The sequence below is a fragment of the Streptomyces sp. NPDC086554 genome, from assembly GCF_040686095.1.
In the GTDB taxonomy this organism is placed as follows: Bacteria; Actinomycetota; Actinomycetes; order Streptomycetales; family Streptomycetaceae; genus Streptomyces.
In genome coordinates, this window is record NZ_JBFBJK010000022.1 from 103,678 (window position 1) to 128,911 (window position 25,234).

Annotated in this window: 22 protein-coding genes; 9 read left to right on the forward strand and 13 right to left on the reverse strand. The window is 71.6% G+C overall.

The genetic code is table 11. The features are described from left to right. Nucleotides 1-21: 21 nt before the first annotated feature. A complete protein-coding gene (locus AB0O76_RS31815) occupies nt 22-1,023 on the reverse strand; it encodes a hypothetical protein (RefSeq protein WP_365498120.1) in 1,002 nt (333 codons plus the stop codon). A gap of 175 nt (nt 1,024-1,198) precedes the next feature. Here AB0O76_RS31815 and AB0O76_RS31820 point away from each other — a divergent pair, with 175 nt between their 5' ends. From AB0O76_RS31820 to AB0O76_RS31830, 3 genes are all read left to right on the forward strand, one after another. After that, nucleotides 1,199-3,493, forward strand: coding sequence for a heavy metal translocating P-type ATPase (locus AB0O76_RS31820; protein WP_365498123.1), 2,295 nt, complete (start codon nt 1,199-1,201; stop codon nt 3,491-3,493). A gap of 128 nt (nt 3,494-3,621) precedes the next feature. After that, entirely contained in the window at nt 3,622-4,311 is a 690-nt protein-coding gene (locus tag AB0O76_RS31825) for a copper homeostasis protein CutC (RefSeq protein ID WP_365498126.1), read from the forward strand. A 50-nt stretch (nt 4,312-4,361) separates the two neighbouring features. Then, nucleotides 4,362-4,907 carry a DUF2165 domain-containing protein gene (locus tag AB0O76_RS31830; protein WP_365498129.1) on the forward strand — a complete coding sequence of 182 codons (546 nt, stop codon included), beginning with the start codon at nt 4,362-4,364 and terminating at the stop codon, nt 4,905-4,907. An 82-nt stretch (nt 4,908-4,989) separates the two neighbouring features. Here the strand turns inward: AB0O76_RS31830 and AB0O76_RS31835 are convergent, their stop codons facing one another. Further along, nucleotides 4,990-7,038, reverse strand: coding sequence for an ATP-binding domain-containing protein (locus tag AB0O76_RS31835; RefSeq protein WP_365498132.1), 2,049 nt, complete (start codon nt 7,036-7,038; stop codon nt 4,990-4,992). 444 nt (nt 7,039-7,482) lie between these two features. On the opposite strand from AB0O76_RS31835, the gene AB0O76_RS31840 reads away from it, so the two are divergent. Together AB0O76_RS31840 and AB0O76_RS31845 are read left to right on the forward strand one after the other, a co-directional pair. Further along, nucleotides 7,483-8,613 (forward strand): glycosyltransferase 87 family protein, encoded by a 1,131-nt coding sequence (locus tag AB0O76_RS31840; RefSeq protein ID WP_365498323.1) that lies wholly within the window; start codon nt 7,483-7,485, stop codon nt 8,611-8,613. Next, nucleotides 8,540-8,926, forward strand: a complete 387-nt coding sequence (locus tag AB0O76_RS31845) for a hypothetical protein (protein WP_365498135.1) — start codon at nt 8,540-8,542, stop codon at nt 8,924-8,926. The genes AB0O76_RS31840 and AB0O76_RS31845 overlap by 74 nt, the downstream gene beginning before the upstream one ends. Before the next feature lie 24 nt (nt 8,927-8,950). On the opposite strand, the gene AB0O76_RS31850 is transcribed toward AB0O76_RS31845, so the two are convergent. Next, nucleotides 8,951-10,594, reverse strand: coding sequence for a DNA repair helicase XPB (locus AB0O76_RS31850; RefSeq protein ID WP_365498138.1), 1,644 nt, complete (start codon nt 10,592-10,594; stop codon nt 8,951-8,953). Nucleotides 10,595-10,699: 105 nt separating this feature from the next. Next, the gene (locus AB0O76_RS31855; protein WP_365498141.1) at nt 10,700-13,243 is read right to left on the reverse strand and encodes a helicase C-terminal domain-containing protein; all 2,544 of its coding nucleotides are present in this window, start codon (nt 13,241-13,243) and stop codon (nt 10,700-10,702) included. Nucleotides 13,244-13,461: 218 nt separating this feature from the next. On the opposite strand from AB0O76_RS31855, the gene AB0O76_RS31860 reads away from it, so the two are divergent. After that, the gene (locus tag AB0O76_RS31860) at nt 13,462-14,511 is read left to right on the forward strand and encodes a hypothetical protein (RefSeq protein WP_365498144.1); all 1,050 of its coding nucleotides are present in this window, start codon (nt 13,462-13,464) and stop codon (nt 14,509-14,511) included. A 12-nt stretch (nt 14,512-14,523) separates the two neighbouring features. On the opposite strand, the gene AB0O76_RS31865 is transcribed toward AB0O76_RS31860, so the two are convergent. From AB0O76_RS31865 to AB0O76_RS31880, 4 genes are read right to left on the reverse strand one after another with little or no spacing between them, the layout of a single operon-like run. Then, a complete protein-coding gene (locus tag AB0O76_RS31865) occupies nt 14,524-15,504 on the reverse strand; it encodes an iron-siderophore ABC transporter substrate-binding protein (protein WP_365498326.1) in 981 nt (326 codons plus the stop codon). Between the two features lie 5 nt (nt 15,505-15,509). Beyond that, a complete protein-coding gene (locus tag AB0O76_RS31870; protein ID WP_365498147.1) occupies nt 15,510-16,376 on the reverse strand; it encodes an ABC transporter ATP-binding protein in 867 nt (288 codons plus the stop codon). Then, complete coding sequence (locus tag AB0O76_RS31875) at nt 16,373-17,500, reverse strand: iron chelate uptake ABC transporter family permease subunit (RefSeq protein ID WP_365498150.1); 1,128 nt, start codon at nt 17,498-17,500, stop codon at nt 16,373-16,375. Before AB0O76_RS31875 ends, AB0O76_RS31870 begins: the two co-directional genes overlap by 4 nt. Next, nucleotides 17,500-18,498 (reverse strand): iron ABC transporter permease, encoded by a 999-nt coding sequence (locus AB0O76_RS31880; RefSeq protein ID WP_365498153.1) that lies wholly within the window; start codon nt 18,496-18,498, stop codon nt 17,500-17,502. The genes AB0O76_RS31875 and AB0O76_RS31880 overlap by 1 nt, the downstream gene beginning before the upstream one ends. A gap of 144 nt (nt 18,499-18,642) precedes the next feature. Between AB0O76_RS31880 and AB0O76_RS31885 the strand changes: the two genes are divergently transcribed. Beyond that, complete coding sequence (locus tag AB0O76_RS31885) at nt 18,643-19,272, forward strand: HAD hydrolase-like protein (RefSeq protein ID WP_365498156.1); 630 nt, start codon at nt 18,643-18,645, stop codon at nt 19,270-19,272. Here the strand turns inward: AB0O76_RS31885 and AB0O76_RS31890 are convergent. Continuing rightward, nucleotides 19,265-19,516, reverse strand: a complete 252-nt coding sequence (locus tag AB0O76_RS31890; RefSeq protein ID WP_365498159.1) for a hypothetical protein — start codon at nt 19,514-19,516, stop codon at nt 19,265-19,267. The genes AB0O76_RS31885 and AB0O76_RS31890 overlap by 8 nt on opposite strands. A 172-nt stretch (nt 19,517-19,688) precedes the next feature. On the opposite strand from AB0O76_RS31890, the gene AB0O76_RS31895 reads away from it, so the two are divergent. Next, nucleotides 19,689-20,072: a cold-shock protein gene (locus AB0O76_RS31895; protein WP_055701393.1), complete on the forward strand. Its 384-nt coding sequence runs from the start codon at nt 19,689-19,691 to the stop codon at nt 20,070-20,072. Between the two features lie 63 nt (nt 20,073-20,135). Here AB0O76_RS31895 and AB0O76_RS31900 read toward each other — a convergent pair whose 3' ends face one another. The 4 genes from AB0O76_RS31900 to AB0O76_RS31915 all read right to left on the reverse strand — a co-directional run bounded on the left by AB0O76_RS31900 (nt 20,136) and on the right by AB0O76_RS31915 (nt 23,689). Then, nucleotides 20,136-21,002, reverse strand: coding sequence for a 1,4-dihydroxy-6-naphthoate synthase (locus AB0O76_RS31900; RefSeq protein ID WP_365498162.1), 867 nt, complete (start codon nt 21,000-21,002; stop codon nt 20,136-20,138). After that, nucleotides 20,995-21,687, reverse strand: a complete 693-nt coding sequence (locus AB0O76_RS31905; protein ID WP_365498165.1) for a futalosine hydrolase — start codon at nt 21,685-21,687, stop codon at nt 20,995-20,997. The genes AB0O76_RS31900 and AB0O76_RS31905 overlap by 8 nt, the downstream gene beginning before the upstream one ends. Next, the gene (locus AB0O76_RS31910) at nt 21,657-22,166 is read right to left on the reverse strand and encodes a DUF2771 domain-containing protein (RefSeq protein WP_365498168.1); all 510 of its coding nucleotides are present in this window, start codon (nt 22,164-22,166) and stop codon (nt 21,657-21,659) included. Before AB0O76_RS31910 ends, AB0O76_RS31905 begins: the two co-directional genes overlap by 31 nt. Before the next feature lie 110 nt (nt 22,167-22,276). Next, nucleotides 22,277-23,689 (reverse strand): MFS transporter, encoded by a 1,413-nt coding sequence (locus AB0O76_RS31915; protein ID WP_365498171.1) that lies wholly within the window; start codon nt 23,687-23,689, stop codon nt 22,277-22,279. A 357-nt stretch (nt 23,690-24,046) separates the two neighbouring features. Here AB0O76_RS31915 and AB0O76_RS31920 point away from each other — a divergent pair, with 357 nt between their 5' ends. Next, nucleotides 24,047-24,985, forward strand: a complete 939-nt coding sequence (locus AB0O76_RS31920; protein ID WP_365498174.1) for a DUF3027 domain-containing protein — start codon at nt 24,047-24,049, stop codon at nt 24,983-24,985. Nucleotides 24,986-25,234: the final 249 nt, after the last annotated feature.

A 25,234-nucleotide genomic window follows, 5' to 3' on the forward strand; every position in this document is an offset into this window, starting at 1 on the left:
CACGCCCCCGCACGGCGACGCTCAGTGCGCGTGCCCCGAGTCCCCCGACTCGGCCCCGGCATCCGCTCCACCGGCGGAGCCCCCCGCGTGGACGGTGAACGCCGCCGTCCGCACCTCCCCCTCATGCTTGAAGTCCAGGAACAGCCGATAGGCCCCCGCACTGGGCGCGGTCGCCTGGAAGGAGACTCCGGGCCCCGGCTCGGTCCTGCCGTCGCCCGGCTCACCGGTCGGGTGGACGTGCAGGTACGCCAGGTCCCCGGAACGCAGGGCGACCAGATGCCCGTACGCACCGAGGTACGGCTGGAGATCAGTCACCGGCTTGCCGTTCTTCGACACGCTCAGGGTCAGGCCCGCCGACTTCCCCGGTTTCAACTCGCCCTTGAGGCTGACCTCGTAGCCGTCCACCGAGGCCTTCGCGTTGTGGGCCGGCAGACCCGCGGGGTCGTACTTGCCCGCCACCGCCAGATCCGCCCCCAGCGTCAGGCCCTCCTTTACGCCCGCGGGCTTGAAGTCGGCGAAGATGCGGTAGCCGCCCGCTTCGGGGAGCTCGACCGGCGTCGACCAGGTGCCGTCCGTCGCGCGGGTCGGGTGCAGATGGCGGTAGGTCGTCAGGTCGCGTGAGGCGACGATGAGGTGCAGCTCCTTGTCGTGTTCCTTCTGGTACGCCGTGACGTTCTTGCCCGTGACGTTCTTGCCCGTGCCGTCCTTGCCGGTGCCGTCCCTGACGATCGTGAACCGCAGCTGCTCGCGCTTCTCGGCGTCGATGCGGGTGGTCTTCAGGCCAAGCGTGTAGCCGCGCTCGGAGATCTGGAGGCCGCCGGGGACGGTGGCCGCGTGGCCCCCGCCCTGCTTCTCGCCGGCACCGGCGCCGGCGGCCTCCTCCTCTCCGCCATGGCCCCCGTGCTCACTCGCGGGCTTCTTCTGCGAGGTCACGGGGTCGACGCCCTTCCCCACGCCGTACGCGGTGCCGAACGTCGCGGCGACGGCGGCGGCGAAGGCGGTGATCTTCAGTCCGGTGTTCATGGCGACTCCCTATGGGTGAGGTGAGCGGGTCGGCCGGTCGATGCCTCGAAGATACCCCCTAGGGGTATCAAGTCAACCCCGGATCCCCTCTTGCTTTCGGTACCCCCCAGGGGTATACATAGATCTCGTCAGCGGTACCCACCCCGGGTACCCGGATCGCGAGGAGCCCGCAGCCATGTCCACCACTCACGGCACCACCGAGGTGGCCTCCACCGCAGAGGTCGAACTCGCCATCGGTGGCATGACCTGCGCCTCGTGCGCCGCCCGGATCGAGAAGAAGCTCAACCGCATGGACGGCGTCGAGGCGACCGTCAACTACGCCACCGAGAAGGCCAAGGTCAGCTACAACGGCCAGGACATCGCCGTACAGGACCTGATCGCGACCGTCGAAGCCACCGGCTACACCGCCAAGGAGCCCGCCCCGGTGATGGCGAACGCCGACACCGGCGCGGACACACCGACCGACGAAGAGGCGGCCGCCGACGAGGAACTGCGGCCCCTGCGCCAGCGGTTGACCGCCGCCGTCCTGCTCTCCCTGCCCGTCATCGCGATGGCGATGGTCCCTGCCCTGCAGTTCGAGTACTGGCAGTGGCTCTCCCTGACCCTGGCGGCGCCGGTCGTGACGTACGCGGCCTGGCCCTTCCACAAGGCCGCCTTCACCAACGCGCGGCACGGCGCGGCCACCATGGACACCCTCATCTCGGTCGGTACGTCGGCGGCCTTCCTCTGGTCGCTGTGGGCGCTCTTCTTCGGTACGGCGGGCACGCCCGGCATGACGCACCCCTTCGAGCTGACCATCGCGAGGAGCGACGGCGCCGGGAACATCTACCTCGAAGCCGCCGCCGGCGTCACCGCCTTCATCCTCGCCGGGCGCTACTTCGAGGCCCGGTCGAAGCGGAAGGCCGGGGCCGCGCTCAAGGCGCTGCTCCAGCTGGGCGCCAAGGACGTCACCGTCATCCGTGACGGCGGGCGTGAAGAGACCATCCCCGTCAGTGACTTGAAGGTCGGCGACCGGTTCCTCGTGCGGCCCGGCGAGAAGATCGCCACCGACGGCAAGGTCGTCGAGGGCGCGTCGGCCGTGGACGCCTCCATGCTCACCGGCGAGTCCGTGCCGGTGGAGGTCGCCTCCGGGGACGCCGTCACCGGCGCCACCCTGAACGTCGGCGGCCGCCTGGTCGTCGAGGCCACCCGCGTCGGCGCCGACACCCAGCTCGCCCGGATGGCCAAGCTCGTCGAGGACGCGCAGAACGGCAAGGCCGCAGCCCAGCGCCTCGCCGACAAGATCTCCGCGGTCTTCGTGCCGGTCGTCATCGCCTTGGCCATCGGCACCCTCGGCTTCTGGCTCGGCAATGGCTCCGGCCTGACCGCCGCCTTCACCGCGGCGGTCGCCGTACTGATCATCGCCTGCCCCTGCGCCCTTGGGCTCGCCACGCCGACCGCCCTCATGGTCGGCACCGGGCGCGGCGCCCAGCTCGGCATCCTGATCAAGGGCCCGGAGGTCCTTGAGACCACCCGCAAGGTCGACACGATCGTCCTGGACAAGACCGGCACCGTCACCACCGGCAAGATGACCCTGCTCGCCACGCACGCGGCGGACAGCACCACCGAGGCCGAAGTGCTGCGCCTGGCAGGCGCGCTGGAGCACTCCTCCGAGCACCCCATCGCACAGGCCGTCGCCACCGGTGCGGCAGCTCAGGTGGGCACGCTGCCCACCCCTGAGGACTTCGCGAACGTCGCGGGACTCGGCGTCCAGGGCATCGTCGAGGGCCACGCGGTCCTGGTCGGCCGTGCCCAGCTGCTCGCCGAGTGGGCGATGCAGTTGCCCGTCGACCTTGAGCGCGCCAAGGCGGAGGCCGAGGCGGCAGGACGTACGGCCATCGCCGTCGCCTGGGACGGCGAGGCGCGTGCGGTCCTCGAGGTCGCGGACGCGGTCAAGGAGTCGAGCCCCGAGGCGATCAAGCGCCTGCGCGCGCTCGGCCTCACCCCGATCCTTCTGACCGGCGACAACAAGGCCGTCGCGGCATCGGTGGCCGCCGAGGTCGGCATCGCCCCCGATGACGTGATCGCCGAGGTCATGCCGCAGGACAAGGTCGACGTGGTCAAGCGCCTCCAGGCGGAGGGCCGCAGCGTCGCGATGGTCGGCGACGGCGTGAACGACGCGGCCGCGCTCGCCCAGGCCGACCTGGGCCTTGCGATGGGCACGGGCACGGACGCCGCGATCGAGGCGGGCGACCTGACCCTCGTACGAGGTGACCTGCGCGCCGCGGCCGACGCCATCCGCCTCTCGCGCCGCACCCTCGGCACGATCAAGTCGAACCTCTTCTGGGCCTTCGCCTACAACGTGGGCGCGCTGCCCCTGGCGGCATCCGGCCTCCTGAACCCGATGATCGCGGGCGCCGCGATGGCCTTCTCCTCGGTCTTCGTGGTCGGCAACAGCCTGCGCCTGAGGGGATTCAAGCCGCTGAGCTGAACGGTCTCCACGATCACCCCGGTGCGCTTGGGGCGCGCCGGGGTGATCTGCGCGTAGGCTGGGTAATTGGACTAGACCTGTTTGCCTGTTGCCCGCGCCCGCGGCCCCGGACCCGAAGGAAGACATCCATGAGCAAGCGTGCAGTCCTGGAGGTGATCGCCCTCGATGCCGAGGACGCCGTCGCCGCCCAGGCCGGAGGCGCCGACCGCCTTGAGCTGGTCACCGACATGGCCGCGGACGGCCTGACCCCGTCCCGCGAGACCTTTGCCGAGATCCGCGCAGCCGTGGACATCTCCCTGCGCGTGATGCTGCGCCTCGCGGACGGATTCGCCGCAGGTGACGTCGATGCTCTCGTACGCCGTGCCCGCGGGCTCAGGGAAGCGGGCGCCGACGAGTTCGTCCTCGGGTTCCTCGACGAGGCGGGCGGCCCCGACCTGGCCGCGGTCGAGACGGTGGTCGGCGCCCTGGACGGCTGCCGCTGGACGTTCCACCGGGCCATCGACCGGGCCGCCGACCGCGACGCCCTGCGCAAGCAGCTCGCGGACCTGCCGGGCCTCGACACCTACCTCACTGCGGGTTCGGCGGCAGGCGTCGACGAGGGTCTGACCACGCTCCTCACCGAGGCGGCACGGTCCGGGGAGCCCGGCTACGAACAGCAGATCCTGGTCGGCGGCGGCCTCCGCCTCGACCACCTTCCGCGGCTGCGGGCGGCGGGCGTCGACGCCTTCCACATCGGCGGGGCGTCGCGTCCGGACGGCTGGTCGGCACCGGTCTCCGCGGCGGCCGTCGCCCAGTGGAGGGCCGCGGTCGACGATTGATCGATTCCCTGCGGGGCCGATACAACTGGGATCGAAACGGAGGGGACTTCATGTCGAGACCAGCTGAGAAAACGCGTCCCGCGGAACGAATACTCAGGGCCGGGACACTGCCCGTCGTCGCGTTGCTGTTCACCGGGACGCTCGCGCTCTATATCGCGCTCGTCGCGTTCGGGAACATCACCGACTTCGACTCCAACCAGCAGTTCGTCCGCCATGTCCTGGCGATGGACAGCACGTTCAAGGACGACGACCTGATGTGGCGCGCGGTGGAGTCCACCGCGCTGCAGGACACGGCGTACGTGGCGATCATCGCCTGGGAGACGCTGGCCGCGCTCGTCCTCGGCACGGCGACGGTCCTGTGGGCCAGGGGCCTGCGCCGCCCCGAGGGCCTGCGCCGCGCCCAACGCGCGGGCACCATCGGCCTGTTGATGCTCCTCCTGCTGTTCGGAGTGGGCTTCATCGGGATCGGCGGCGAGTGGTTCGCCATGTGGCAGTCGGAGGACTGGAACGGCCTGGACGCGGCCACGCGCATCGTGACGATTACGGGCATCGCGCTGGTCGTGACGCACTTGCCGTCCAAGGAGGCTGCCTCGTGATTCGGGGCAGCGCCCCGAAGGGGCGCGGGGAACTGCGCGACGAGCCACGACGTACCCGCGCCCGGACTTCCAGCGAAGTGCCCTAAGCGAGCTGCGCAGGCAGCTCCGCCGCGTGCACCACGATCAGGCCGGACACCGCACGGGTCAGCGCCACGTACAGCCGGCGCAGACCGGTCCGTTCGTCCGGCTCCCCGTCCACCACGGCGGCGGGCTCGTCGAGCACCACATAGTCGTACTCAAGACCCTTGGCCAGCGACGCGGGTACGAGCGTGAGCCGGGCGTCGGCCGTGGTCTCCTGGCCGGGGGAGAGGTATGAGATCCCGGCCGCCGTCAGGGCGTCGGCGAGCGCGGGGATGCGGGCGTCCGCGGCGATAAGACCGATGGACCCCTCGTGCCGCAGCGAATCGGCGCATGCCTCCAGGCAGGCGGCGTCGAGCGCCGAGACGTCCTCGACGTGCCGCACGGCGAGCGATCCCGGCGACTCCCGCACCGAGTCGACCGCCGCGAGTCCGGGCGCGATGTCGGGCAGCAGCCGGGACGCGTACGCGATGACATCGCGCGGCACGCGGAAACCGGCCGTCAGCTCCTCCACCACGGCGTCACCCTTGCCCAGGTGAGCGAGGGCCTCGGCCCAACTCCGGGTCGCCCAGGGCGTGGTGCCCTGCGCGAGGTCGCCGAGGACGGTGGCGGAACCGGTGGTGCAGCGTCGCCCCACGGCGCGGTACTGCATGGGCGAGAGGTCCTGCGCCTCGTCGAGCACCACGTGCCCGAGCGAATGAGTACGGGAGACGAGATCGCTCGCCTCGTCGATCAACACGGCATCGGCGGCGGACCACTTGGCGCTCTTGACGCTACGGGCGGGCTTGGCCCACAGAACGGCCTTCTGCTCCTCTTCCGTCAGGATCCCCTCGGCGTGCTCGGCGAGGAAGTCGGCGTCGGAGAGCAGCCGCAGCACAAGCTTCGCGGGATCGACGGGCGGCCAGACGGCCTTCACCGCGGCCTTCACGGCGGGGTTACGGGCGACGGCGTCCTGTACGCGGTCGTCGGGGGCTTCGCCGGCCTGCTCCATGCGGACGAGTACGGCGTGGGCGATGCGCTGGGGAAGGGCGTCACGGGCGGCCCCGTACCGAATATCGCGTTCGAGCAACTCCCCCACGATCTCCTCGAGTTCATGGGCGGGCACGCGCCACCGCCGGGACCCGCGCACGACGACGAGGGGCTCGGTGGGCATGGTCACGTGCGAGCGCACGGCCTTGCGCAGTACCTCGGCCATGCGGGCGTCGCCCTTGACGACAGCGGCGATGGGATCATCCGTGCCCCGCACCTCCACATGCGCGACGAGGTCGTCGACGGTGGCCTGCTTGACCTCCAACTCGCCGAGGGCGGGCAGCACTTGCTCGATGTAGTGCAGGAAGGAGGCGTTCGGCCCGATGACGAGGGTGCCGGTCCGGGCGAGCCGCTCACGGTGGGCGTACAACAGATAGGCGACGCGGTGCAGGCCGACGGCGGTCTTCCCGGTCCCGGGCCCACCCTGGACGCACACGCTTCCGCCGAGACCACTGCGGACGATCTCGTCCTGCTCGGGCTGGATGGTGGCGACGATGTCCCGCATCGGCCCCACGCGGGGCCGCTCGATCTCCTGCTGGAGGAGCTTGCTGGTCTGCTCGGCCTCTTCCTGGTCGCTGAGGTGCTCGTCCTCGTACGCAGTGAGCTCGCCGCCGGTGTAGCCGAAGCGGCGCCGCAGCCCGATGTCCATCGGCGTCTTCTTCGAGGCCCGGTAGAACGGCTGCGAGACGGGTGCCCGCCAGTCGATGACCATGGGGTCGCCCTCGGCGTCGTGCACATGCCGCCGCCCGATGTAGAACTGCTCGCCCTCGGCGCCTTCCGCCTGCTCGGCGCCGGGGGCGTGCAGATAGTCGAGCCGTCCGAAGAAGAGAGGCGTGTGCGAGAGATCGGCGAGGGACTTGATCCGCTCGTCGATCTGGCTCTGCAGGACGGCGGCGTTCACCCAGTTCGCGGTGACGTCACGGATGTCGAGGGCCTCGGCGTCCTCACGCATGGCGCGGAGCGCTCCTCGGGAGGCGGCGAGGTGGGCCCGTTCGCGGGCCAGGGGGTCGGACTCTGCGGGCATGGGTGCATCTCCGGCGGTGCGGGTGGCGTGTGCGACAGGGGCCGACCGGTTTCCGTCCGGTCGACGGCGGGGTTCGCATCCCGCGGGCAGACGGGGCATCTTATGTGGGCCTGCGTGGCAGGGCCAACGAATTTCCTCTCGGGGGCGGCTTCTGGGGGCGCCCCGCAGCCTCGGAGCGCTGAACAGGCCTTTCCCACCCACCCGCCCGATCACCCCGTAGCGGGCAGTTCGCGCATTCGCCCCTTCGGGGCGCTACCCGCGGCGGAGCCGCACAGGGGCACAGCCTGCGGCGCGGTCCTCCGCCCCGTACCCGCTAAGGTCACCGCCGTGACGGAACCGACAGTGACGATACGGTCACGCCAGGGTGCGAACCTGGCCGCGGGCGGCCTGCTCGGTGCCTCGCTCCTGGCCATCGCCGCCCTCTGCCTGGCGCAACGCATCCCCATGGCCGACGCCCTCGTCTACCGGGCCGAGGGGGCCGCCGTGGCCAACGGGACGGACCTCTACGGGTTCACCGTTACCGAGTGGGAGCTGCCCGCCACCTATCCACCCTTCGCCGCCATCCTCTTCGTACCCACCACCTGGCTCTCCCTCCCCGCCCTCAAGCTCACCTTCATCCTCGGCAACATCACCCTCCTCGCCCTCCTGATCCACCTCTCCGCCCGCCTGACAGACACCCGCACCCGCCCCGCGCTCCTCCTCGCGGCCACAGCGGCAGCGCTCTGGCTGGAGCCCGTCTTCCAGACGATCCTGTTCGGGCAGATCAATCTGGCCCTCGCCTGCCTGATCCTCTGGGACCTCACCCGCCCGCCAGGCGCCACTGGCAAGGGTTTCGCGCTCGGCGTCGCGGCCGGCATCAAACTCACCCCCGCGATCTTCATCGCGTACCTCTTCCTGAGAGGACGCGTACGCGAGGGCTGCACCGCACTGGTGGCCTTCACCGGCACCGTCGCTCTCGGCGCCCTCGTACTCCCCGCCGCCAGCGCCGACTTCTGGACGCACCGCCTCTTCGAGACGAGCCGCGTGGGCAAGGCGTGGATCGTCGACAACCAGTCGCTCCAGGGCCTGATCGCCAGAGCACTGCACGACCCCACCCCAGGCGTCGCATGGCTGGCCCCCGCAGCCCTCACCGCCGCGCTCGGCCTCTGGCTGGCCCGCCGCGCCAAGACCGAACCCCGCGGCATCCTCCTGACGGCGGCCACCGCCCTGCTGATCTCCCCGATCAGCTGGTCCCATCACTGGGTGTGGTGCGTACCGCTCATGGCCCTGCTCATGGCGGAGGGCCGCCCCCGCCTGACCGCGGCGGTGGCGACCCTCTTCACGGCCCGCACCCTGTGGCTGATCCCGCACCAGGGCGACCTGGACCTGCAACTCCCGTACTGGCAGCAGCCGTTGGCGTCGCCGTACGTGCTGCTCGGCGTGGCGTTGCTGCCGATGTTGAGTACGTGTCTGAGTACGGGGACGGAGGTGCCCGCGCCGCGCGCGGAGGTTGACTCGCCCCATGGACACCGAGCCGCGAACCGAGACCGAGCCGCGAACCGAGACGGAGCCGCGGGAGGCGTGGGCCGCCCGTAACGCCGCCTATGCCGTCGCGCACCCCGTCCCCCGCCCGAGCCGCATCCTCGGGCCTACTCTCGCGACCCCCGTCGTGGTGCTGCTCCTCGTGCTCGGCGGGTACGTGGTCTCGCTCGACGCGGAGCTCGGTGACGCGTCGTCGCCGGAGCACCAGGACCTGGTGGCCCGCTACGTACTCGCGCTGCTCGGCGGCACCGGCTGCCTGGCGGCGGGCTGGCTCACGCCGCGTGACTCGCGCGCGGCGTGGCTGCGGACGGCGTTCGCCCTCACGTCGGTCGTGACGATCCCGGTGGCGATGCTCGCGGGCTCCTGAGCCTGACGGCGACCGGCGTCGGCCTCAGCCCTCGGTCAGCAGCTCATCCGCATCGACGATCCGGTACGCGTACCCCTGCTCGGCAAGGAACCGCTGCCGATGTGCCGCGAAGTCCTGATCGATGGTGTCCCGCGCCACGACGGAGTAGAAGCGCGCCTCGTGACCGTCGGCCTTCGGGCGCAGCACACGGCCGAGCCGCTGTGCCTCCTCCTGCCGGGAGCCGAACGTCCCGGACACCTGAATCGCGACCGTAGCCTCGGGCAGGTCGATGGAGAAGTTCGCGACCTTGGACACGACGAGCACGGAGATCTCGCCTTCCCTGAAGGCGCCGAACAGCTTCTCGCGCTGCGCGTTCGTCGTTTCGCCCTTGATGACGGGCGCGTCCAGATGCTCGCCCAGCTCGTCGAGCTGGTCGATGTACTGCCCGATGACGAGAGTCTGCTCACCGGCGTGCTTCCTGACCAGCGCTTCCGTCACCTTCCGCTTCGTGGCGGTCGTAGCGCAGAACCGGTACTTCTCCTCCGCCTCGGCGGTCGCGTACGCAAGCCGCTCCGAGTCCGTCAGATTGACCCGCACTTCCACGCAGTCGGCGGGCGCGATGTACCCCTGAGCCTCGATCTCCTTCCAAGGAGCATCGAACCGCTTGGGCCCGATCAAGGAGAAGACATCGGACTCCCGCCCGTCCTCCCGCACCAGCGTGGCCGTCAGCCCAAGACGACGCCGCGCCTGCAGATCGGCGGTGAACTTGAAGACGGGCGCGGGCAGCAGATGCACCTCGTCGTAGACGATGAGCCCCCAGTCACGGGAGTCGAAGAGCTCCAGGTGCGGATAGATGCCCTTCCGCTTGGTGGTCAGCACCTGATAGGTCGCGATGGTGACCGGCCGGATCTCTTTCTTCGTCCCGCTGTACTCACCGATCTCGTCCTCGGTCAGCGAGGTCCGCTTCACCAGCTCGTGCTTCCACTGCCGGGCGGAGACGGTGTTGGTCACGAGGATCAGCGTCGTCGCCTTGGCCTCGGCCATGGCACCGGCCCCGACGAGCGTCTTCCCGGCCCCACAAGGCAGCACGACAACGCCACTCCCGCCGTGCCAGAACCCCTCAACGGCCTGCTTCTGATACGGCCGCAGCGCCCAGCCGTCCTCCGCGAGGTCGATCCGGTGCGCCTCCCCGTCGACGTACCCGGCAAGATCCTCGGCGGGCCAGCCCAGCTTGAGCAGCGTCTGCTTGATCTGCCCACGCTCGGAGGGATGCACGACGACGGTGTCCGCGTCGACCCGCTCACCGACGAGCGGCTGGACCTTCTTCGAGCGCAAGATCTCCTCGAGTACGGGCCGGTCGGTGGTGGTCAGGACGAGCCCGTGCGTCGGGTGCTTGGACAGCGTGAGCCGGCCGTAGCGGGCCATCGTCTCCGCGACGTCCACGAGCAGCGCGTGCGGCACGGGGTAGCGGGAGAACTCCACAAGGGCGTCCACGACCTGCTCCGCGTCATGCCCCGCCGCACGGGCGTTCCACAGGCCGAGCGGCGTGACGCGGTAGGTGTGGATGTGCTCGGGAGCACGCTCCAGCTCCGCGAAGGGCGCGATGGCACGGCGGCAGGCGTCGGCCAGCTCGTGGTCGACCTCGAGCAGCAGAGTCTTGTCCGACTGGACGATCAGGGGACCATTCACGCGCGCACCCTTTCGGTAAGCCAAACGTCCAGTGTGCCGCATGGCGCGCGATTACCGCCCTGACTGTGCTGCGGGCCTCACCCGCTGCTTCCGCCCGCGGGCGTCTCAGTCGTCCGCAAGCTCAGCGACCCCCGTCACCCGATGCAGCGGATACGTCCTGACCTCGTCCGCCGTGTGGTCGTACGCCGTCACGAAGCCGCCCTCGACGCGGATCGGGGCGATCACGCGCTGGCTGGCCGAGCCCTCCGCGTTCACGTAGCCGATCCATACGGCCTCGCCGGTCAGGACGGCCGCCTGCATCGTGGCGAGGGTCTCCGCGGCCGTCGTGCGAGGGAGTGCGCCTGCCGTCTCCGGGGCTGTCTTGCGCGGCGTCGTCGAGGCCAGGTCGCCCGCCCTGATGGCGCGCACCGCGGCGCCGATCATGGTGTCGTCCGGCAGCGGCGGGCCGTCGTGGACGGGCTCGGGGGCGGTGCGTGGCGGCGTGCGGTGGGCGTGCGCGCGGTGGATCAGTACGTCGCCCTCGGCGCTCTCGGCCGCCGGGGCGAAGCCCATCGCGCGCAGTCCTTCGAGGAGCGCGCCGGGGTCGGCCTGCGCGGCGAGCACGGTGGGCGCGAGGCGGCGCAGGCGCAGGCCCTGGGAGCGCTTGTCGGCCAGGATCTCGTTCAGGAGCGCCTCGTCGTCGCAGCGGACGTAGGCCGAAGCCGCGCCGATCCGCAGGTGGCCGTGTTTACGGGCCACGTCGTCGATGAGGTAGGCCAACGGCTGCGGGACCGGCGTGCGGGAGTGTGCGGCCAGGAACGCGTGCAGGTCGGAGGCGGACTTGCCCGCGTCAAGGGCGCGACGCACGGAGCCGGGCGTGAACCGGTACACCGTCGCGCCGCCCTTCGACTCCACGTCGGCGAGCACGGCGAGGGTCTCGGCGAGCGGGCGCTCCAGCGGGCCGGGGGCCACCGCGGTGAGGTCCGCCTGGAGGAGCACGTGGTCGAGGGGCTCGGGGAGGAGGGGCGTGAGGAGCCGGGCGGCGCGGGCCGCCGAGACGGCGAGCTCGGCGGGGGCGGGCGCGGCGGCCGCCGGGGCCCCTGCGGCCTCCTCGGAGCCCAGCAGGGCGCGGCCGTGCGACGACAGCGCGCCGCGGCCCGTGATGCCCAGCAACTCCGCCTCGTTCAGGGTCCATTGGGCGATGCGGGCGCGTAGTTCCATGGGTGCGTTGCCGGCGGATGCGCTGCCCGTGGACACGCCGCCCGCGGATGCCCCGCCGCCTGCCGAACCGCGCGGCGGGCGCTCCCAGCGGAGCCTTGCCAGGAGCGAGTCGGGCGTCGGGCTCGCACCGTCCGGGAGTGTCGTGAGGAGCGTCAGGACACGGTGGCGGATCTCCGGTGACGAGGAGCGGTCCAGGTGCGGGCCCAGCGCCGACAGCGTGCGGTCCTTGCCGTCGCGGCCGCCGATCAGGCCCGCCGTGCGGGTCGCCGTCAGCCAGGCCGTGGCAAGCGCCGACCAGCGCTCGGCGGCGGGCAGTTCCTGCCAGTCGTCGTACGCCGGTGTCGCCGCGTACCGCTCGTCCGCCTCGCCGTCCGACGCCACCAGGCCCGCCGCGTAGGCCAGTTCGACCCAGAACGCGGCCACCGGCTCCGGTACGTCCAGGGCCACCGCCGTCCGCTTCAGATCCCGCACGCTCAGGCCGCCGGCCCGCAGGACCGTCGGGCCGCCCTCGTCCCAGTCCTTCAGGAGCTCCTCGACCGTGTCGAGCGCCATGTACGCCTGGCTCGCCGCCGCCGCGTCCACAACCTGTGGACGGTGCTCGCGCAGCGGCTCCACGGCGGGCGGCGCCGGTTCGAGTACGCGGTGCGCGCGGCCGGCGCGCAGGTGCAGGGCCGCCTCGCGGGGGAGTACGACGGTGCCGGGCGAGGTGGGCAGGAGCAGGCCCCGGTCGAGGAGCCAGCGCAGATGCCGCGCCGGGTCGGCGGTCACCTGGCCGTACGGCGGCCCCCAGACGAGCCGCGAAAGCACCTCGACGGACTCGGCGGGCGCCTCGTCGAGCAGCGCGGACATTCGGGTGCGGTCCGTGAACAGCTCGGTCAGCGAGCGGACCGCGGAGACCGCGTCGTGCGTCGAGGGCAGCCCGGCCGCCGCGACGATGTCCTGGATGCGGTTCGGCGACATGCCGGCGGTGGCCTCGGCGACCGTGGGGCCGAGGCCGGTGGGGGAGGGGTACTGCGGGGCGGGGGCGAGCAGTTCGCGTGCGGTGCGGACGAGGCGCAGGCGGTCGTCGGCGCCCCAGACGAGGGCCTGCTCACGCAGGACGCGGATGGCCCGGCCGAGCGCTTCCTCGATTGCCGTGTCGCTGCCATCGCCTCCCTGGTCTCCGGCGATCAGCGCGTGCAGTTCGGTGTACGTCGCGGGCTCCGGGGCCACGGCGAGGGCCTCGGCGACCTGCTGCGCGAAACGGTCGAGCCGCTCAAGGGCGCGGACGACGGAGGCGCGGGTCGCGGCGCGGGTGGCCAGCTGGGTGAGGTCGGTCGGGACAGGGGTGAGCAGGTCGGGGCGGGCATGCAGCAGCGCACCGAGCGACTCGTCGCCACGGGACCGAAGCGCCTCGGCGAGTGACCGGGGGGTGTCCGCTGGACGCTGTGTCTGCTCGTCGGTGCTCATCCCGGCCACGGTAGCGGGTCGGGGGCGGGGGCCGGGCGTTTCGCGGACCTGGGCGGTGGGTGCGGCGTGCTGACCCGTGATGACCCGTGATGCCGGGCAATCGGGCGGGTGGGCGGGTGGGCGGGTGGGCGGGAAAGCTTGTTCCTCGCCCCGAGACGCGGGGCAACCAAGGACACGCGATACCGTCGAGGCAACACCGCCGCCCCGGAGGGGACTTCGTGGGGATCGAGAGCGATCAGCTCGTCTACGACTATCTGAGCCGCGTCGGCGACCTGGCCCAGCAGCGCCAACTGCCGTCAGGCACCCGCATGCGCCTCGTCTCGGAACTCCGCAACGAGATCGACCGCAGCCGGGCCAAGGCCACGGCCGACAACCCGGCAGCGATACGCCGCATCCTGGACCGCCTCGGCACCCCGGAGGACCTCGTCGAGGCGGCAGCCTCGGGAAGTGCGGATTCCGGCGCGGGGCCGGACGTACCCCGCGCCGCCGTCCCCACCCAGCGCACCGCAGAACCGCCCCAGCGCCCCAAACGCCTGCGCCGCATCGTCCCCCGCCCCCGCCCCGCCGCCGACGAACCGGAGCTCCCGCAGGAGGACTTCCGCCCGTCGCCGCCGCACCTCGCCGGCACGGACGAGCTCGGCCCGAGCGGCTCCGAGCCCGACTGGTGGCGGGTGGAGCGGGGCGACGGCAATGGCCCCTTCGGCTTCGCCGACAGCGTGCCGGGCTTCGTCGGCGGCGTGGAGATCCCCGAAATACTCAAGCCCCCGGCGAAGAAGCGCCCCGACGACGAGCCCGAAGAGGAGGAGTGGGAGGAGGACGAAGAGGGGGTTGAAGGCGAGGGCGAGGATGAGGAGCCCGCTCCCCGGCGGCGGCTCCGGCTTCGCCGACGGGCCAAAGCCGACGCCAACGCCGACGCCGACGCCCGCCCCGGCTTCAGCAACCCCCTGCTCCTGCTCGCCGCCGCGCTCCTCACCGTCGGCGCGATCCTCGGCAACTGGCTTGCCCTCGGCGGCGGCTGGCTCCTCGCCTACGCATCGCGCAGGCTCAGCCGCGCCGAGGCGAAATGGGCCGTACTCGGCCTTCCGGGGCTCTCCGTGGCCGCCGGGATCACCTGGCTGTGGGGCAGGAACGAAGGCCGCTGGGGCGATCCCGTCCGCGACGGCCACATGAACGACGCGATGGCCGACACCTGGCCCTGGGTGGTACGCGGCGCGGCCGTCGCCTCCGCGCTCTACCTGTTGTGGAGATCGCAGCGGCAACGGCCGTAAACCGAGCGGAAGTTACTTCGTCAGATCCGCCTGCATCTCGTCCAGGATCTTGTTCGCCGCGGTGTAGCCGATGCCCTGGATCCACAGCTCGTCGTCGACGGTGTGGACGTTGCCCGACTTGACCGCCTTCATGTTCTTCCAGAGGCTGCTGCCGACGGTCTGCGTCTCCTTGGCCTTCTTCGGATCGCCGTACGTGGCCTGGAAGATGACGTCCGTGTCCGCGAGGTCGATCTTCTCGGGGGACAGGTCGTAGGAGAAGCCGTCCTTCGCCTTCGCGGAGATCGGCGAGCGGCCCAGGCCGACATCCTTGAGGAGCGTGGCGATGTAGCTCTGCTCGCCGTAGAGGCGGATGTCCGCGCCCTCCATGAAGCGGATGACGTTGACCTTCGTCGCCTTGGCCTTCTCCGGGCCGCCGACGGCCGTGGTGACCTTCTTGGCGTGCGCCTGGTAGTCGGCGACGACCTTCTTCGCCTCGGTCTTCTTCCCGAGCGCGTCGGCGTGGACCTGGAAGTTCTCCTTCCAGGGGTAGCCGGTGGTCTCGGTCATCACCGTCGGCGCGATCTTCTTGAGCTGGTCGTACTTGGCGCCGTGCCGGATCTTGCTGGTGAGGATGACGTCCGGGTCGAGGGCCGCGATGGCCTCCATGTTCGGGTTCAGCATCTCGCCGACGTCCTTGATGCCGCTGACCTTGTCCTTGGGCAGGTAGCCGAGGAAGCCCGACTCCGCCTCGACGTGCGTGGCGCCGACCGGCTTCACGCCCAGCGTGATCGCGGAGTCCAGCTCGGCGGTGTCGAGCACCACGACCCGCTTGGGCGCCACCGGGACCGACACGTCGCCCATGGCCGTCTTGACGACATGCGTCTCGCCGGAGTCCGCCGCGTTCTTGTCGGAGTCCGACGACCCGCAGGCCGACAGGGCGAGCGCGCCGCTGAGCGCGAGGGCGCCGGCGGCCAGCGCGCGGCGGCGGTTCGGGGAGCTGGGCGTGGCAGTCATGGCGGTCATGGCTTTTGGGCCACCTTTCGAGCGGATGAGGGTGTGGGGGAGGACTGGGCAGGTGACTCGGCGGCCCACGGAGCTCCGGGGACGACCAGCGGTGAGCCGGTCACCGGATCCGGCACCACCACACACTCCAGACCGAAGACCTCGCGTACGAGCTCCTCGGTGACGACATCGGCCGGAGCGCCCTCCGCGACGATCCGGCCCTCCTTCATGGCGACGAGGTGGTCGGCGTACCGGGCCGCCTGGTTGAGGTCGTGCAGGACGACGACCACGGTGCGGCCGCGGTCGTGGTTGAGCTGGCGCACCAGGTCGAGGACTTCGACCTGGTGGGAGATGTCGAGGTAGGTCGTCGGCTCGTCGAGGAGCAGCAGGTCGGTGTCCTGGGCGAGCGCCATCGCGATCCATACGCGCTGGCGCTGGCCGCCGGAGAGCTCGTCGACGGAGCGCTCGGCGAGCGCGGACACGTCGGTACGTTCCATCGCCTCCGTCACCGCCTTCTCGTCCGCGTCCGACCACTGCTGCCACCAGCTCTGGTGCGGCTGGCGGCCGCGCGCGACGAGGTCGCCGACGGTGATCGCCTCGGGCGCGACGGGCGTCTGCGGGAGCAGCCCGATCTGCTGGGCGATCTTCTTGGTGGGGAGCTTCGCGAGGGCCTCGCCGTCCAGCAGGACCGCGCCGCTCTTCGGCTTGAGGAGGCGGCCGAGCGCCCGCAGGGTGGTCGACTTCCCGCAGGCGTTGGGGCCGACGATGACCGTGACCTCGCCGTCCGGGACCGCGAGGTCGAGGGCGTGCACGACCTCCCGGTCCTCGTAGGCGAGGGTCAGCTCGCGGGCGCTCAGGCGGGCATTCGGACAGGCGCCGGTCACGAGGTGCCTCCATTGCGGACGGAACGGCTGCGGATGCTGTGACTTTTCACGATCAGCCAGATCAGGTACGGGGCTCCGATCGCCGCGGTCAGCACACCCACCGGGAGTTCCGTGGGCGAGAAGAGACGGCGGGCGAGCAGGTCCGCGAGGACCACGATCAGCGCGCCGAGCAGCGCCGAGCAGAGCAGCGGGATCTGCGCGGTGCGGGTCAGCCTGCGGGCGATCTGCGGGGCGAGCAGCGCCACGAAGTCGACGGGCCCCGCGGCACCGGTCGCCACGGAGGCGAGGACGACGCCGAGCAGGACGAGACCGAGGCGTACGTGTCCCAGGCGCACCCCGAGCGCGGTCGCCGTGTCGTCGTCCATGGTCACGGAGCGCTGGGCGCGGGCCGCCCACGCGATGAACGGGAGCAGCACGAGCAGGGTCAGGCCGAGGGGCTCCGCCTCCGCCCAGCCGCGGCCGTTGAGCGAGCCCGTCATCCAGATCTGCGCCTGCTGGGCGACGAGATAGTCGCCCTTGGTCATGAAGAGCGTCGTCACGGAACGCAGGGCGATCGCGAAGCCGATGCCGATCAGCACGAAGCGGGTGGCGTGCAGGCCGCCGCGCCAGGCGAAGACGTACACGAGAGCGGCGGCGGCGACGCCGCCGAGCACGGAGAGATACGGCAGCACGGTGTACGAGGTGACCCCGAGGGTCATCGCCCCCACGGTGACGGCGCTCGCGCCCTGGCTGATGCCGATGATGTCGGGGCTCGCGAGGGGGTTGCGGGCGACGGTCTGGATCAGCCCGCCTGCGACGCCGAACGCGGCGCCGACGAGGAGGCCGACGACCATGCGGGGTTCGCGCAGCGTTCCCACGACCAGCTCGTCGGGGGACGGCTGCCCGAAGACGACCTTCAGGGCTTCACCGGGCTGGACGAAGGACTCGCCGACGCAGAGGTACGCGAGGCAGGCGGCCGCCAGGAGCAGGGTGAGGGCGGCGGTGACCGCCGTTGCCCGGCGGTGCAGCAGGAAGGCTGCGCTGCTGACGCGAAGCACCCAGTACCCAGCGGGTCGGATGGACCGAGTCGGGTGGGCGGGCGGGAGAGATCCGCCGCGAAGCGGCGGTTTCGAGTCGACGGCCATCAGGCAGCAACCGCCTTCCGGCGCACCAGAGTCACAAGGAACGGCACCCCGATGAGCGCGGTCATCACACCCGCAGGCACCTCACTGGGCGGGAAGATGATCCGCCCGACCGTGTCGGAGACGAGCAGCATCACCGGCCCGAGGACAGCGGCCATGGGAAGCACCCAGCGATGCCCACTGCCCACGACCGCGCGAGCGATATGCGGGACGGCGAGCCCGATGAAGGCGATGGGCCCGGCGGCCGCGACCCCGACGCCGGTGAGCACGGTGGCCCCGAGGCCGCCCACGATCCGCACCGTCGCGACGTTCTGCCCGAGCCCCTTCGCCACGTCCTCGCCGAGGGCGAGCGCATCGAGCCCGCGCGCCGCGGACAGCACGAGCACAAGACCCACAAGCAGGAACGGCCAGATCTGCCCGACGATCTCCGCGTCACGTCCGGCGAGCGAACCCACCTGCCAGAAGCGGAACTCGTCCAGGGCGGACGCCTTGGTGGTGAGGACGGCGGTGGTCAGGGAGACGAGGAGCGCGTTGATCGCGGCGCCGCCGAGTGCGAGCTTCACGGGCGTCGCCCCGCCCCGTCCGCTCGCGGCGATCGCGTACACCGCGACGGACGCGATGCCCGCGCCGACGAAGGCGTACCAGACGTATCCGGTCAGCGTGTGGACCCCGGCGAAGGCGATCGCCATGACGACGCCCACCGACGCGCCCTGGCTGACGCCGAGGATGCCGGGGTCGGCGATGGGGTTGCGGGTGATGCCCTGCAGGACGGTGCCGGCCAGGGCGAGCGCGGCGCCCACCATCAGGCCGATGACCGTACGCGGCACCCGCATCTCGCGGACTACCTCGGCGGCGTCGCTGTGCCCGCCGTGCAGCAGGGCGTCGAAGACGGCGGACGGCGCGATCGCGCGGGCGCCGACGGAGAGGCTGAGCAGGACCGCGAGCAGCAGGGCCAGTACGGCCGCCGTCATCGCGACAGCGCGTCTGGCTGGCACACGCATCGGCTGAGCTCGTTTCGGAGGAATCGGCAGGACGGAGGTACAGCGGAGGTACATCAGAGGCAGAGCAGAGGTAAGGCTTGGCTAAGCCTAAGGGCCGACCCTAACCCCAGTCCCCCGGCCGTCGGGCCTCTGCACAATGGCCCCATGACCTCTCGCGCTCCGACGGTCGGTTTCGACCTCGACATGACCCTGATCGACTCCCGGCCCGGCATCAAGGCGGCCTACGAGGCACTGTCCGCGGAGACGGGCACGTACATAGATGCCGATCTGGCCATCACCCGCCTCGGCCCGCCCCTGGAGGAGGAGCTGCGCCACTGGTTCCCCGAGGACAAGATCCAGGAGATGGGCGACCGTTACCGTGAGATCTATCCCACATACGCCATCGCCCCGGCGCTCGCGATGCCCGGCGCCCGGGAGGCCGTCGCCGCGGTCCGCGCGCACGGCGGCCGCGCGATCGTGGTGACCGCCAAGCACGAGCCCAACGCCAAGCTGCACCTGGCGCACCTCGGCATCGAGGCGGACGCGGTGATCGGCTGGCTGTGGGCCGAGGCGAAGGCGGAGGCGCTGCGCGAGCACGACGCGGCGGTGTACGTCGGCGATCACACCGGTGATGTACGCGGCGCGCGTACGGCGGGCGCGCTGTCCGTCGCGGTGCCGACCGGGCCGTGCGACGCAGCCGAACTGCGCGCGGCGGGCGCGGACGTTGTGCTCGGCGACCTGACGGAGTTCCCTGCCTGGCTCGCGTCGTACGTCGCCGACAGCGCGGCTAAGTAGCGGCGGACCTGGCCTCGCGGCGCTGGACGGCGATACCGCGCAGCACTCCGGCCCCGGCGATGAGGAATCCGACCCCCATCAGCATGCACACCGCGTACGCGATGGACGGGAAGGGATCCGTGCCGAGGAAAAGCGGGGCCACTGTGACGAGAGTGGCCACGGCTCCGACGAAGAAGACGATCGCTCCGGCACGGACCAGGCCATCGCCCGGTCCGGCGGAATTCGCTTGGGTTTTGTCACGCACCCCACCAGGGTAGTTCCCAGCGCGAAGGAAGAATCCGGGGACGTCTTGTCACCGGCTCCCGGACCAATAGTCTTGGTCCTGGCGGGTCGGGCGACCCGCTGTAGTGCTATCCAGAGCCGTTTTTCCGCGGCATAGACGAGTACGACGACAAGTACGAGGACGAGGACTTCACGTGCCTACCGGCAAGGTCAAGTGGTTCAACAGCGAGAAGGGCTTCGGCTTTCTCTCCCGCGATGACGGCGGCGACGTCTTCGTGCATTCCTCCGTACTGCCCGCCGGCGTCGACACACTCAAGCCCGGACAGCGCGTCGAGTTCGGCGTCGTCGCGGGCCAGCGCGGTGACCAGGCCCTTTCGGTCACGATCCTCGACCCGACCCCGTCGGTTGCGGCGGCCCAGCGCCGTAAGCCGGACGAACTGGCGTCCATCGTGCAGGACTTGACGACGCTTCTGGAGAACATCACGCCGATGCTGGAGAAGGGCCGCTACCCGGACAAGGCATCCGGCGCGAAGATCGCGGGCCTGCTCCGGGCGGTGGCGGACCAACTGGACGTCTAGCCGAGCTGTTCTTTCCGTACGTGGGGCGGGCCGAAGCTTTTCGGCCCGCCCCACCTGCGAGATCTAGCCGAAGTTCAGCGCGCCGGGCGGCAGCGCCGGGACAAGGCCCTCCGCGGCCGCCCGCGTCAGCAGGCCCCGGACCGCCGCATATCCGCTCTCGCCGAGATCCGCGGTGAACTCGTTGACGTACAGGCCGATGTGCTGGTCGGCGACCGCCGGGTCCATCTCCTGGGCGTGCTCCTGGACGTAGGGCCGGGACGCCTCGGGGTCGTCCCAGGCCATGCGTACGGAGGTCCGCGCCGCGTCGGCGAGCTGCCGCAGCCGCTCGGCGCCGAGGGACCGCTTGGCGATGATCGCGCCCAGCGGGATCGGAAGGCGCGTCGTCTGCTCCCAGTGCTCGCCCATGTCCGCGAGGCAGTGCAGGCCGTAGTTCTGGTAGGTGAAGCGCGCCTCGTGGATGACGAGCCCCGCGTCGACCTTCCCGTCCCGCACCGCGGGCATGATCTGGTCGAAGGGCAGCACCACGATCTCGCCGACCCCGCCGGGCACGAGGTCCGCGGCCCACAGCCGGAACAGCAGATACGCCGTCGACTTCTCGCTCGGCACCGCCACCGTCCTGCCGGTGAGGTCGACGCCCGGCTCCCGGGTCAGCACCAGCGGTCCGCAGCCGCGCCCGAGCGCCCCGCCGCACGGCAGCAGCGCGTACTCGTCGAGGACATAGGGCAGCACGGCGTACGACACCTTCAGGATGTCGAACTCGCCGCGCTCGGCCATGCCGTTGGTGATGTCGATGTCGGCGAAGGTGACGTCGAGCTCGGGCGCGCCGGGCACCCGGCCGTGCGCCCAGGCGTCGAAGACGAACGTGTCGTTGGGGCAGGGCGAGTACGCGATCCGCAGCGGCCGGTCCACCTGGGCCTGGGTCTCAGTCATGCCTCTTCCAACTCTCCAGTACGGGCGCGAACTTCCCGAACGCGTCAGTCAGCGCGGCGAGCGCGTCGCCGATCCGCCAGGCGCCGCGGTCCCGCGGCCCGACGGCGTTGGAGACCGCGCGGATCTCCAGGACGGGCAGTCCGTACGCGGCGGCCGCCTCGGCGACCCCGAACCCCTCCATCGCCTCGGCGAGCGCACCGGGGTGGCGCCGCCGCAGCTCGGCGGCGCGCTCGGCGGAACCGGTCACGGTGGAGACGGTGAGGACGCCGCCCGCGCGGCCGCCGGTCGCCGCGGCCACGTCGCGTACGAGGGACGGCGGCGGGAGGTGGGTGACGGCACCGAACCCGAGCTCGGTGACCGGCAGGAACCCGTCGGGCGTCTGGGCGCCCAGATCGGCCGCGGTGATCTCGTCGGCGACGACGAGGGAGCCGACGGGCGCGTCGGGCCGGAAGCCGCCGCCGATTCCGGCGGACACGACGAGGTCGTACATGCCGCGCGCGAGGGCAGCCGCGGTGTGCGCGGCAGCGGCGGCGGGGCCCACCCCGGCGGCGACGACATCGCCGTACTCAGGCGGCAGGCCCTTGGCCACCGCGTCCCGTTCGGCCGGGACGGCGGTGGCCACAAGAACGCGTACGGAGGTCACCGAGGACGCGGTCAGGAGTCCTTCTCGAGCTTGAACGACCACAGGCCCGTCGCCTTGGACCCGGAGCCCTTGCCGCCCTCGAGCAGGCTGACGGTGGTGGCGTTGGCGCCGCCGCCGTACTGCTGATTGAAGAAGACGCTGCCCGGGATGACGACGTACGTCTTGTCGCTGGACTCGGTGAGCGGCTGACCGTTCATCAGGAGCGTCCAGCCCTTCTCGGCGATCTCCGGGTCGACGCCGAAGCGGACCTTCTCGTCGGGATCGACCTTGATGGACTTGACGTCCTTGTCCTTCAGGCAGCCCTGCAGCTGGGACTGCTTGAGCTCCTCGCCGTCGTTGTAGCAGGAGGCCTCGGTGTTCACCGAGTTGCTGCCGACCGTGACGGTGGCGAGCGGCGTCGGCTTGTCGCAGGCGGACAGGACGAGGAGTCCGGCGGAGACAGCGCCAATGGCAGCCACGGAACGGCGGCGACGCGCCGAGCTGTGAACGTGTGCGGCTCCGCCGCGGAGCAGGGAGGTCATGGGCGAAGGCTATCGGGCACCCCGTGCCGTCCTGCCACGTGGGGGTCGCGGCGTGCCGCACCCCGCCGTTTGTGTGCCGCTGTGTGCCGAACCCCGTAATTCCGACGGGCTCACGCCACTCGGCGCCGCCGCGGGCCGCCGTGCCGGGCCGCCGAGAGCAGGCCCCGCACGGTCGTCAGCCAGCCGACGGCGACGATCGCGGCGGCCACCGAGAGGCCGAGCGACCCGTTCAGCGGCAGCGCCATGCCGATGCCGCCGCCGATCACCCAGGCCACCTGAAGCATCGTCTCCGAGCGGGCGAAGGCGGAGGTCCGCACCTGTTCGGGGACGTCCCGCTGGATCAGCGCGTCCAGGGACAGCTTCGACATGGCCTGCGCGAAGCCCGCGACGGCGCCGAGGCAGGCGACGCCGACCGCCGAGAAGAACAGCGCGGCGGTGACCGCGACGCCGAGTACGAAGGCGACGACGGTCACGATGATGATCTCCGGCGCCCGCGACTTAAGGCCGGCACCGACAGCCGTGCCGAGCGCGTTCCCCACGCCCGCCGCGACACCCACTATCCCCAGGGACACCGCCGCGCTCTGCCCGCCGAGCGGCTCCTCGCGCAGCAGGAAAGCGAGGAAGAAAATAAGAAACCCGGAGAGACAGCGCAGCGCGGCGTTGACGGCAAGGGCGTGGGTGACGGCCGGTCCGACGGTACGCAGCCCCAGCTTCCGCTTCTTGGACGTGTCCGCCGCGGCTTCGACCCGCGCGTGCAGATGCAGATGCTCCTCGTCGGCGGCGAGCAGCGCCTTGCTCTCGCCCTTCGCGGAGTCGACCTTGGGCGGCAGCGAGAGGGACAGGAACATCCCGACGACGAAGATCACAAAGGCGCCGTAGAGCGGCCAGCGCGGCCCGAGCGCCTGCAGCCCCGCCCCGATGGGCGCGGCGATACCGGTGGCGAGCAGCCCACCGAGAGTGACCCTGGAATTGGCCTTGACCAGCGAGAACCCGGCGGGCAGGAGCCGTGGCACCACGGCACTGCGCACCACGCCGTACGCCTTCGAGGCCACGAGGACACCCAGCGCGGCGGGATAGAGCTCGATGCTCCCTGTGATCACCGCCTCCGACAGGAGCAGGGCGAGCAGGGCACGGGCCAGCATCGCGGCGGCCATCGCATAGCGGCGGCCGTGCGGGAGGCGGTCCAGAAGCGGGCCGATGACGGGGGCAAGGAGGGTGAAGGGCGCCATGGTGATGGCGAGATAGAGGGCGACACGGCCGCGGGCCTCGTCCGTCGGCACGGAGAAGAACACGGTCGAGGCGAGCGCCACGGTGATCATGACGTCGCCGGCGCCGTTCACGCCGTGCAGCTCGATGAGCTTGCCGAGCCCGGACTCGCCGGCGCCGTGCGCGTGCGTGGCCTTCCTGATGCCGCGTGCGGTCCCGGTGAAGGGCAGATGCAGGGCACGCCCGACGGAACGGACGGCCCTGCTCAGCGCCGAGCCCGCTCCGCTGTTTCCCTGAGAGGACCTTGCGGCGGCCACCTCGTCATAGTGCCCTCTATTGGCCTGCGCTAGTGCGCATCGACAGCCGGGTACGCGGGGTAATCGTGTGGGTGGGCGGGAAAATCCTCCGCGAAGCGGCGGGCACCGGCGGGCCCCGGCCGCAGGGGCCGGGCACGCCGGTGTAGGCCCAGGGGCCAGGAGAAGGTAGCGTGCGTAGCGCGCCTGCGGCGGTAGTTCTTGGCCGCGCGCCTCTCGCTCATCCCGCAGAATGGATGACGTAGGTGCGCCCGAGGACGTTCGGGCGCGGACGTCGACGCGGCCCCTTGGTCCGCTCCGTCCGCACTCCCGCGTATGGGTGGCGCACTCGTGAGACGGCGTAGGAGAGAAGCGATACCTGTGAGCGCAGCGACAACGCGAAGCCGTACCCCGCGTACCCCGCGTACTCCCGACCGCCTGTGCGCCGAGGCGGTGGGAATGGCGCGTGAGGCGGCCGAGGAGGCCGCAGCGCCGGGTGTCGTCGGTGAGCATGTCGATGTCGTGGTCGAGGGCGATCGCGTGGTCACGCACCTGTTCGAATGCAAGGAGTTCGGCTACCGGGGCTGGCGCTGGGCGGTGACGGTGGCGCGCGCCTCGCGGGCCAAGTTCGTCACGCTCGACGAGACGGTGCTCCTTCCGGGCCCCGATGCCTTGCTGGCCCCCGAGTGGGTGCCGTGGAGCGAGCGTCTTCGCCCCGGCGACATGGGCCCCGGCGACCTGCTCCCGACCGACGCGGAGGACCTCCGCCTGGAGCCCGGCTTCTCCGGCGAGGAGGAGCCGCCGCCGAATTCCGCGGTCTCCGAGGAGATGGCGGAGCTGGTCGAGGCGGAGGACGCCGAGGTGACGGCCGGGCCGCCCGCCGAGCTGCCGCTGGCACCCGCCCGCGGCTCGATCGCCGCGGTGGCCGACGAACTCGGCATGCGCCGGGCCCGTGTCCTTTCCCGGTACGGCCTGCATACCGCGGCCGACCGGTGGGAGGAGACGCACGGAGCGAAGACCGCGATGGCGCAGGCGGCGCCTGCGACCTGCGTCAGCTGCGGGTTCCTCGCGCCGATCGGCGGGTCGCTCGGCCAGGCGTTCGGGGTGTGCGCGAACGAGTTCAGTCCGGCGGACGGTCAGGTGGTGTCTCTCGCGTACGGCTGCGGGGGGCACTCCGAGGCGGCCGTCATGCCCCGTCCCCCGCGCCCGGCGGAACCGGTCCTGGACGAGACCCGGGTCGACGTCCTCCCCCTGCGCCCGTCCTCCGACTCGGGCTCGGTCCCGCCGGAGGGCCCGAGCGAGGACCTCGGCCACTCCTGAGCTCCCGCTGGGGGTAGCCGGCCCCTGGGCGGGCCCGCGGGGCCTCCGCGCTCCGCCCGGGCTCGTGCCGAGCACGAACGCCAGCGGGCCTTCGCGCTCCGCCCGGGGTCGTGGCGGGGGCGAACGCCAGTGGGCCTTCGCGCTCCGTCCGGGGTTGTGCCGAGGACGAACGCCAGCGGGCCTTCGCGTTCCGCCCGGGGTCGTGCCGGGGGCGGCTGGTCCTTCTTCCCACGGCTTTGCGCTGGGGGG

Coding starts and splice junctions, on each gene's coding strand:
- AB0O76_RS31815 (WP_365498120.1), bottom strand. CDS start 1,023: ATGAACACCGGACTGAAGATCACCGCCTTCGCCGCCGCCGTCGCCGCG.
- AB0O76_RS31820 (WP_365498123.1), top strand. CDS start 1,199: ATGTCCACCACTCACGGCACCACCGAGGTGGCCTCCACCGCAGAGGTC.
- AB0O76_RS31825 (WP_365498126.1), top strand. CDS start 3,622: ATGAGCAAGCGTGCAGTCCTGGAGGTGATCGCCCTCGATGCCGAGGAC.
- AB0O76_RS31830 (WP_365498129.1), top strand. CDS start 4,362: ATGTCGAGACCAGCTGAGAAAACGCGTCCCGCGGAACGAATACTCAGG.
- AB0O76_RS31835 (WP_365498132.1), bottom strand. CDS start 7,038: ATGCCCGCAGAGTCCGACCCCCTGGCCCGCGAACGGGCCCACCTCGCC.
- AB0O76_RS31840 (WP_365498323.1), top strand. CDS start 7,483: ATGGCCGACGCCCTCGTCTACCGGGCCGAGGGGGCCGCCGTGGCCAAC.
- AB0O76_RS31845 (WP_365498135.1), top strand. CDS start 8,540: ATGGACACCGAGCCGCGAACCGAGACCGAGCCGCGAACCGAGACGGAG.
- AB0O76_RS31855 (WP_365498141.1), bottom strand. CDS start 13,243: ATGAGCACCGACGAGCAGACACAGCGTCCAGCGGACACCCCCCGGTCA.
- AB0O76_RS31865 (WP_365498326.1), bottom strand. CDS start 15,504: ATGACTGCCACGCCCAGCTCCCCGAACCGCCGCCGCGCGCTGGCCGCC.
- AB0O76_RS31875 (WP_365498150.1), bottom strand. CDS start 17,500: ATGGCCGTCGACTCGAAACCGCCGCTTCGCGGCGGATCTCTCCCGCCC.
- AB0O76_RS31880 (WP_365498153.1), bottom strand. CDS start 18,498: ATGCGTGTGCCAGCCAGACGCGCTGTCGCGATGACGGCGGCCGTACTG.
- AB0O76_RS31885 (WP_365498156.1), top strand. CDS start 18,643: ATGACCTCTCGCGCTCCGACGGTCGGTTTCGACCTCGACATGACCCTG.
- AB0O76_RS31900 (WP_365498162.1), bottom strand. CDS start 21,002: ATGACTGAGACCCAGGCCCAGGTGGACCGGCCGCTGCGGATCGCGTAC.
- AB0O76_RS31910 (WP_365498168.1), bottom strand. CDS start 22,166: ATGACCTCCCTGCTCCGCGGCGGAGCCGCACACGTTCACAGCTCGGCG.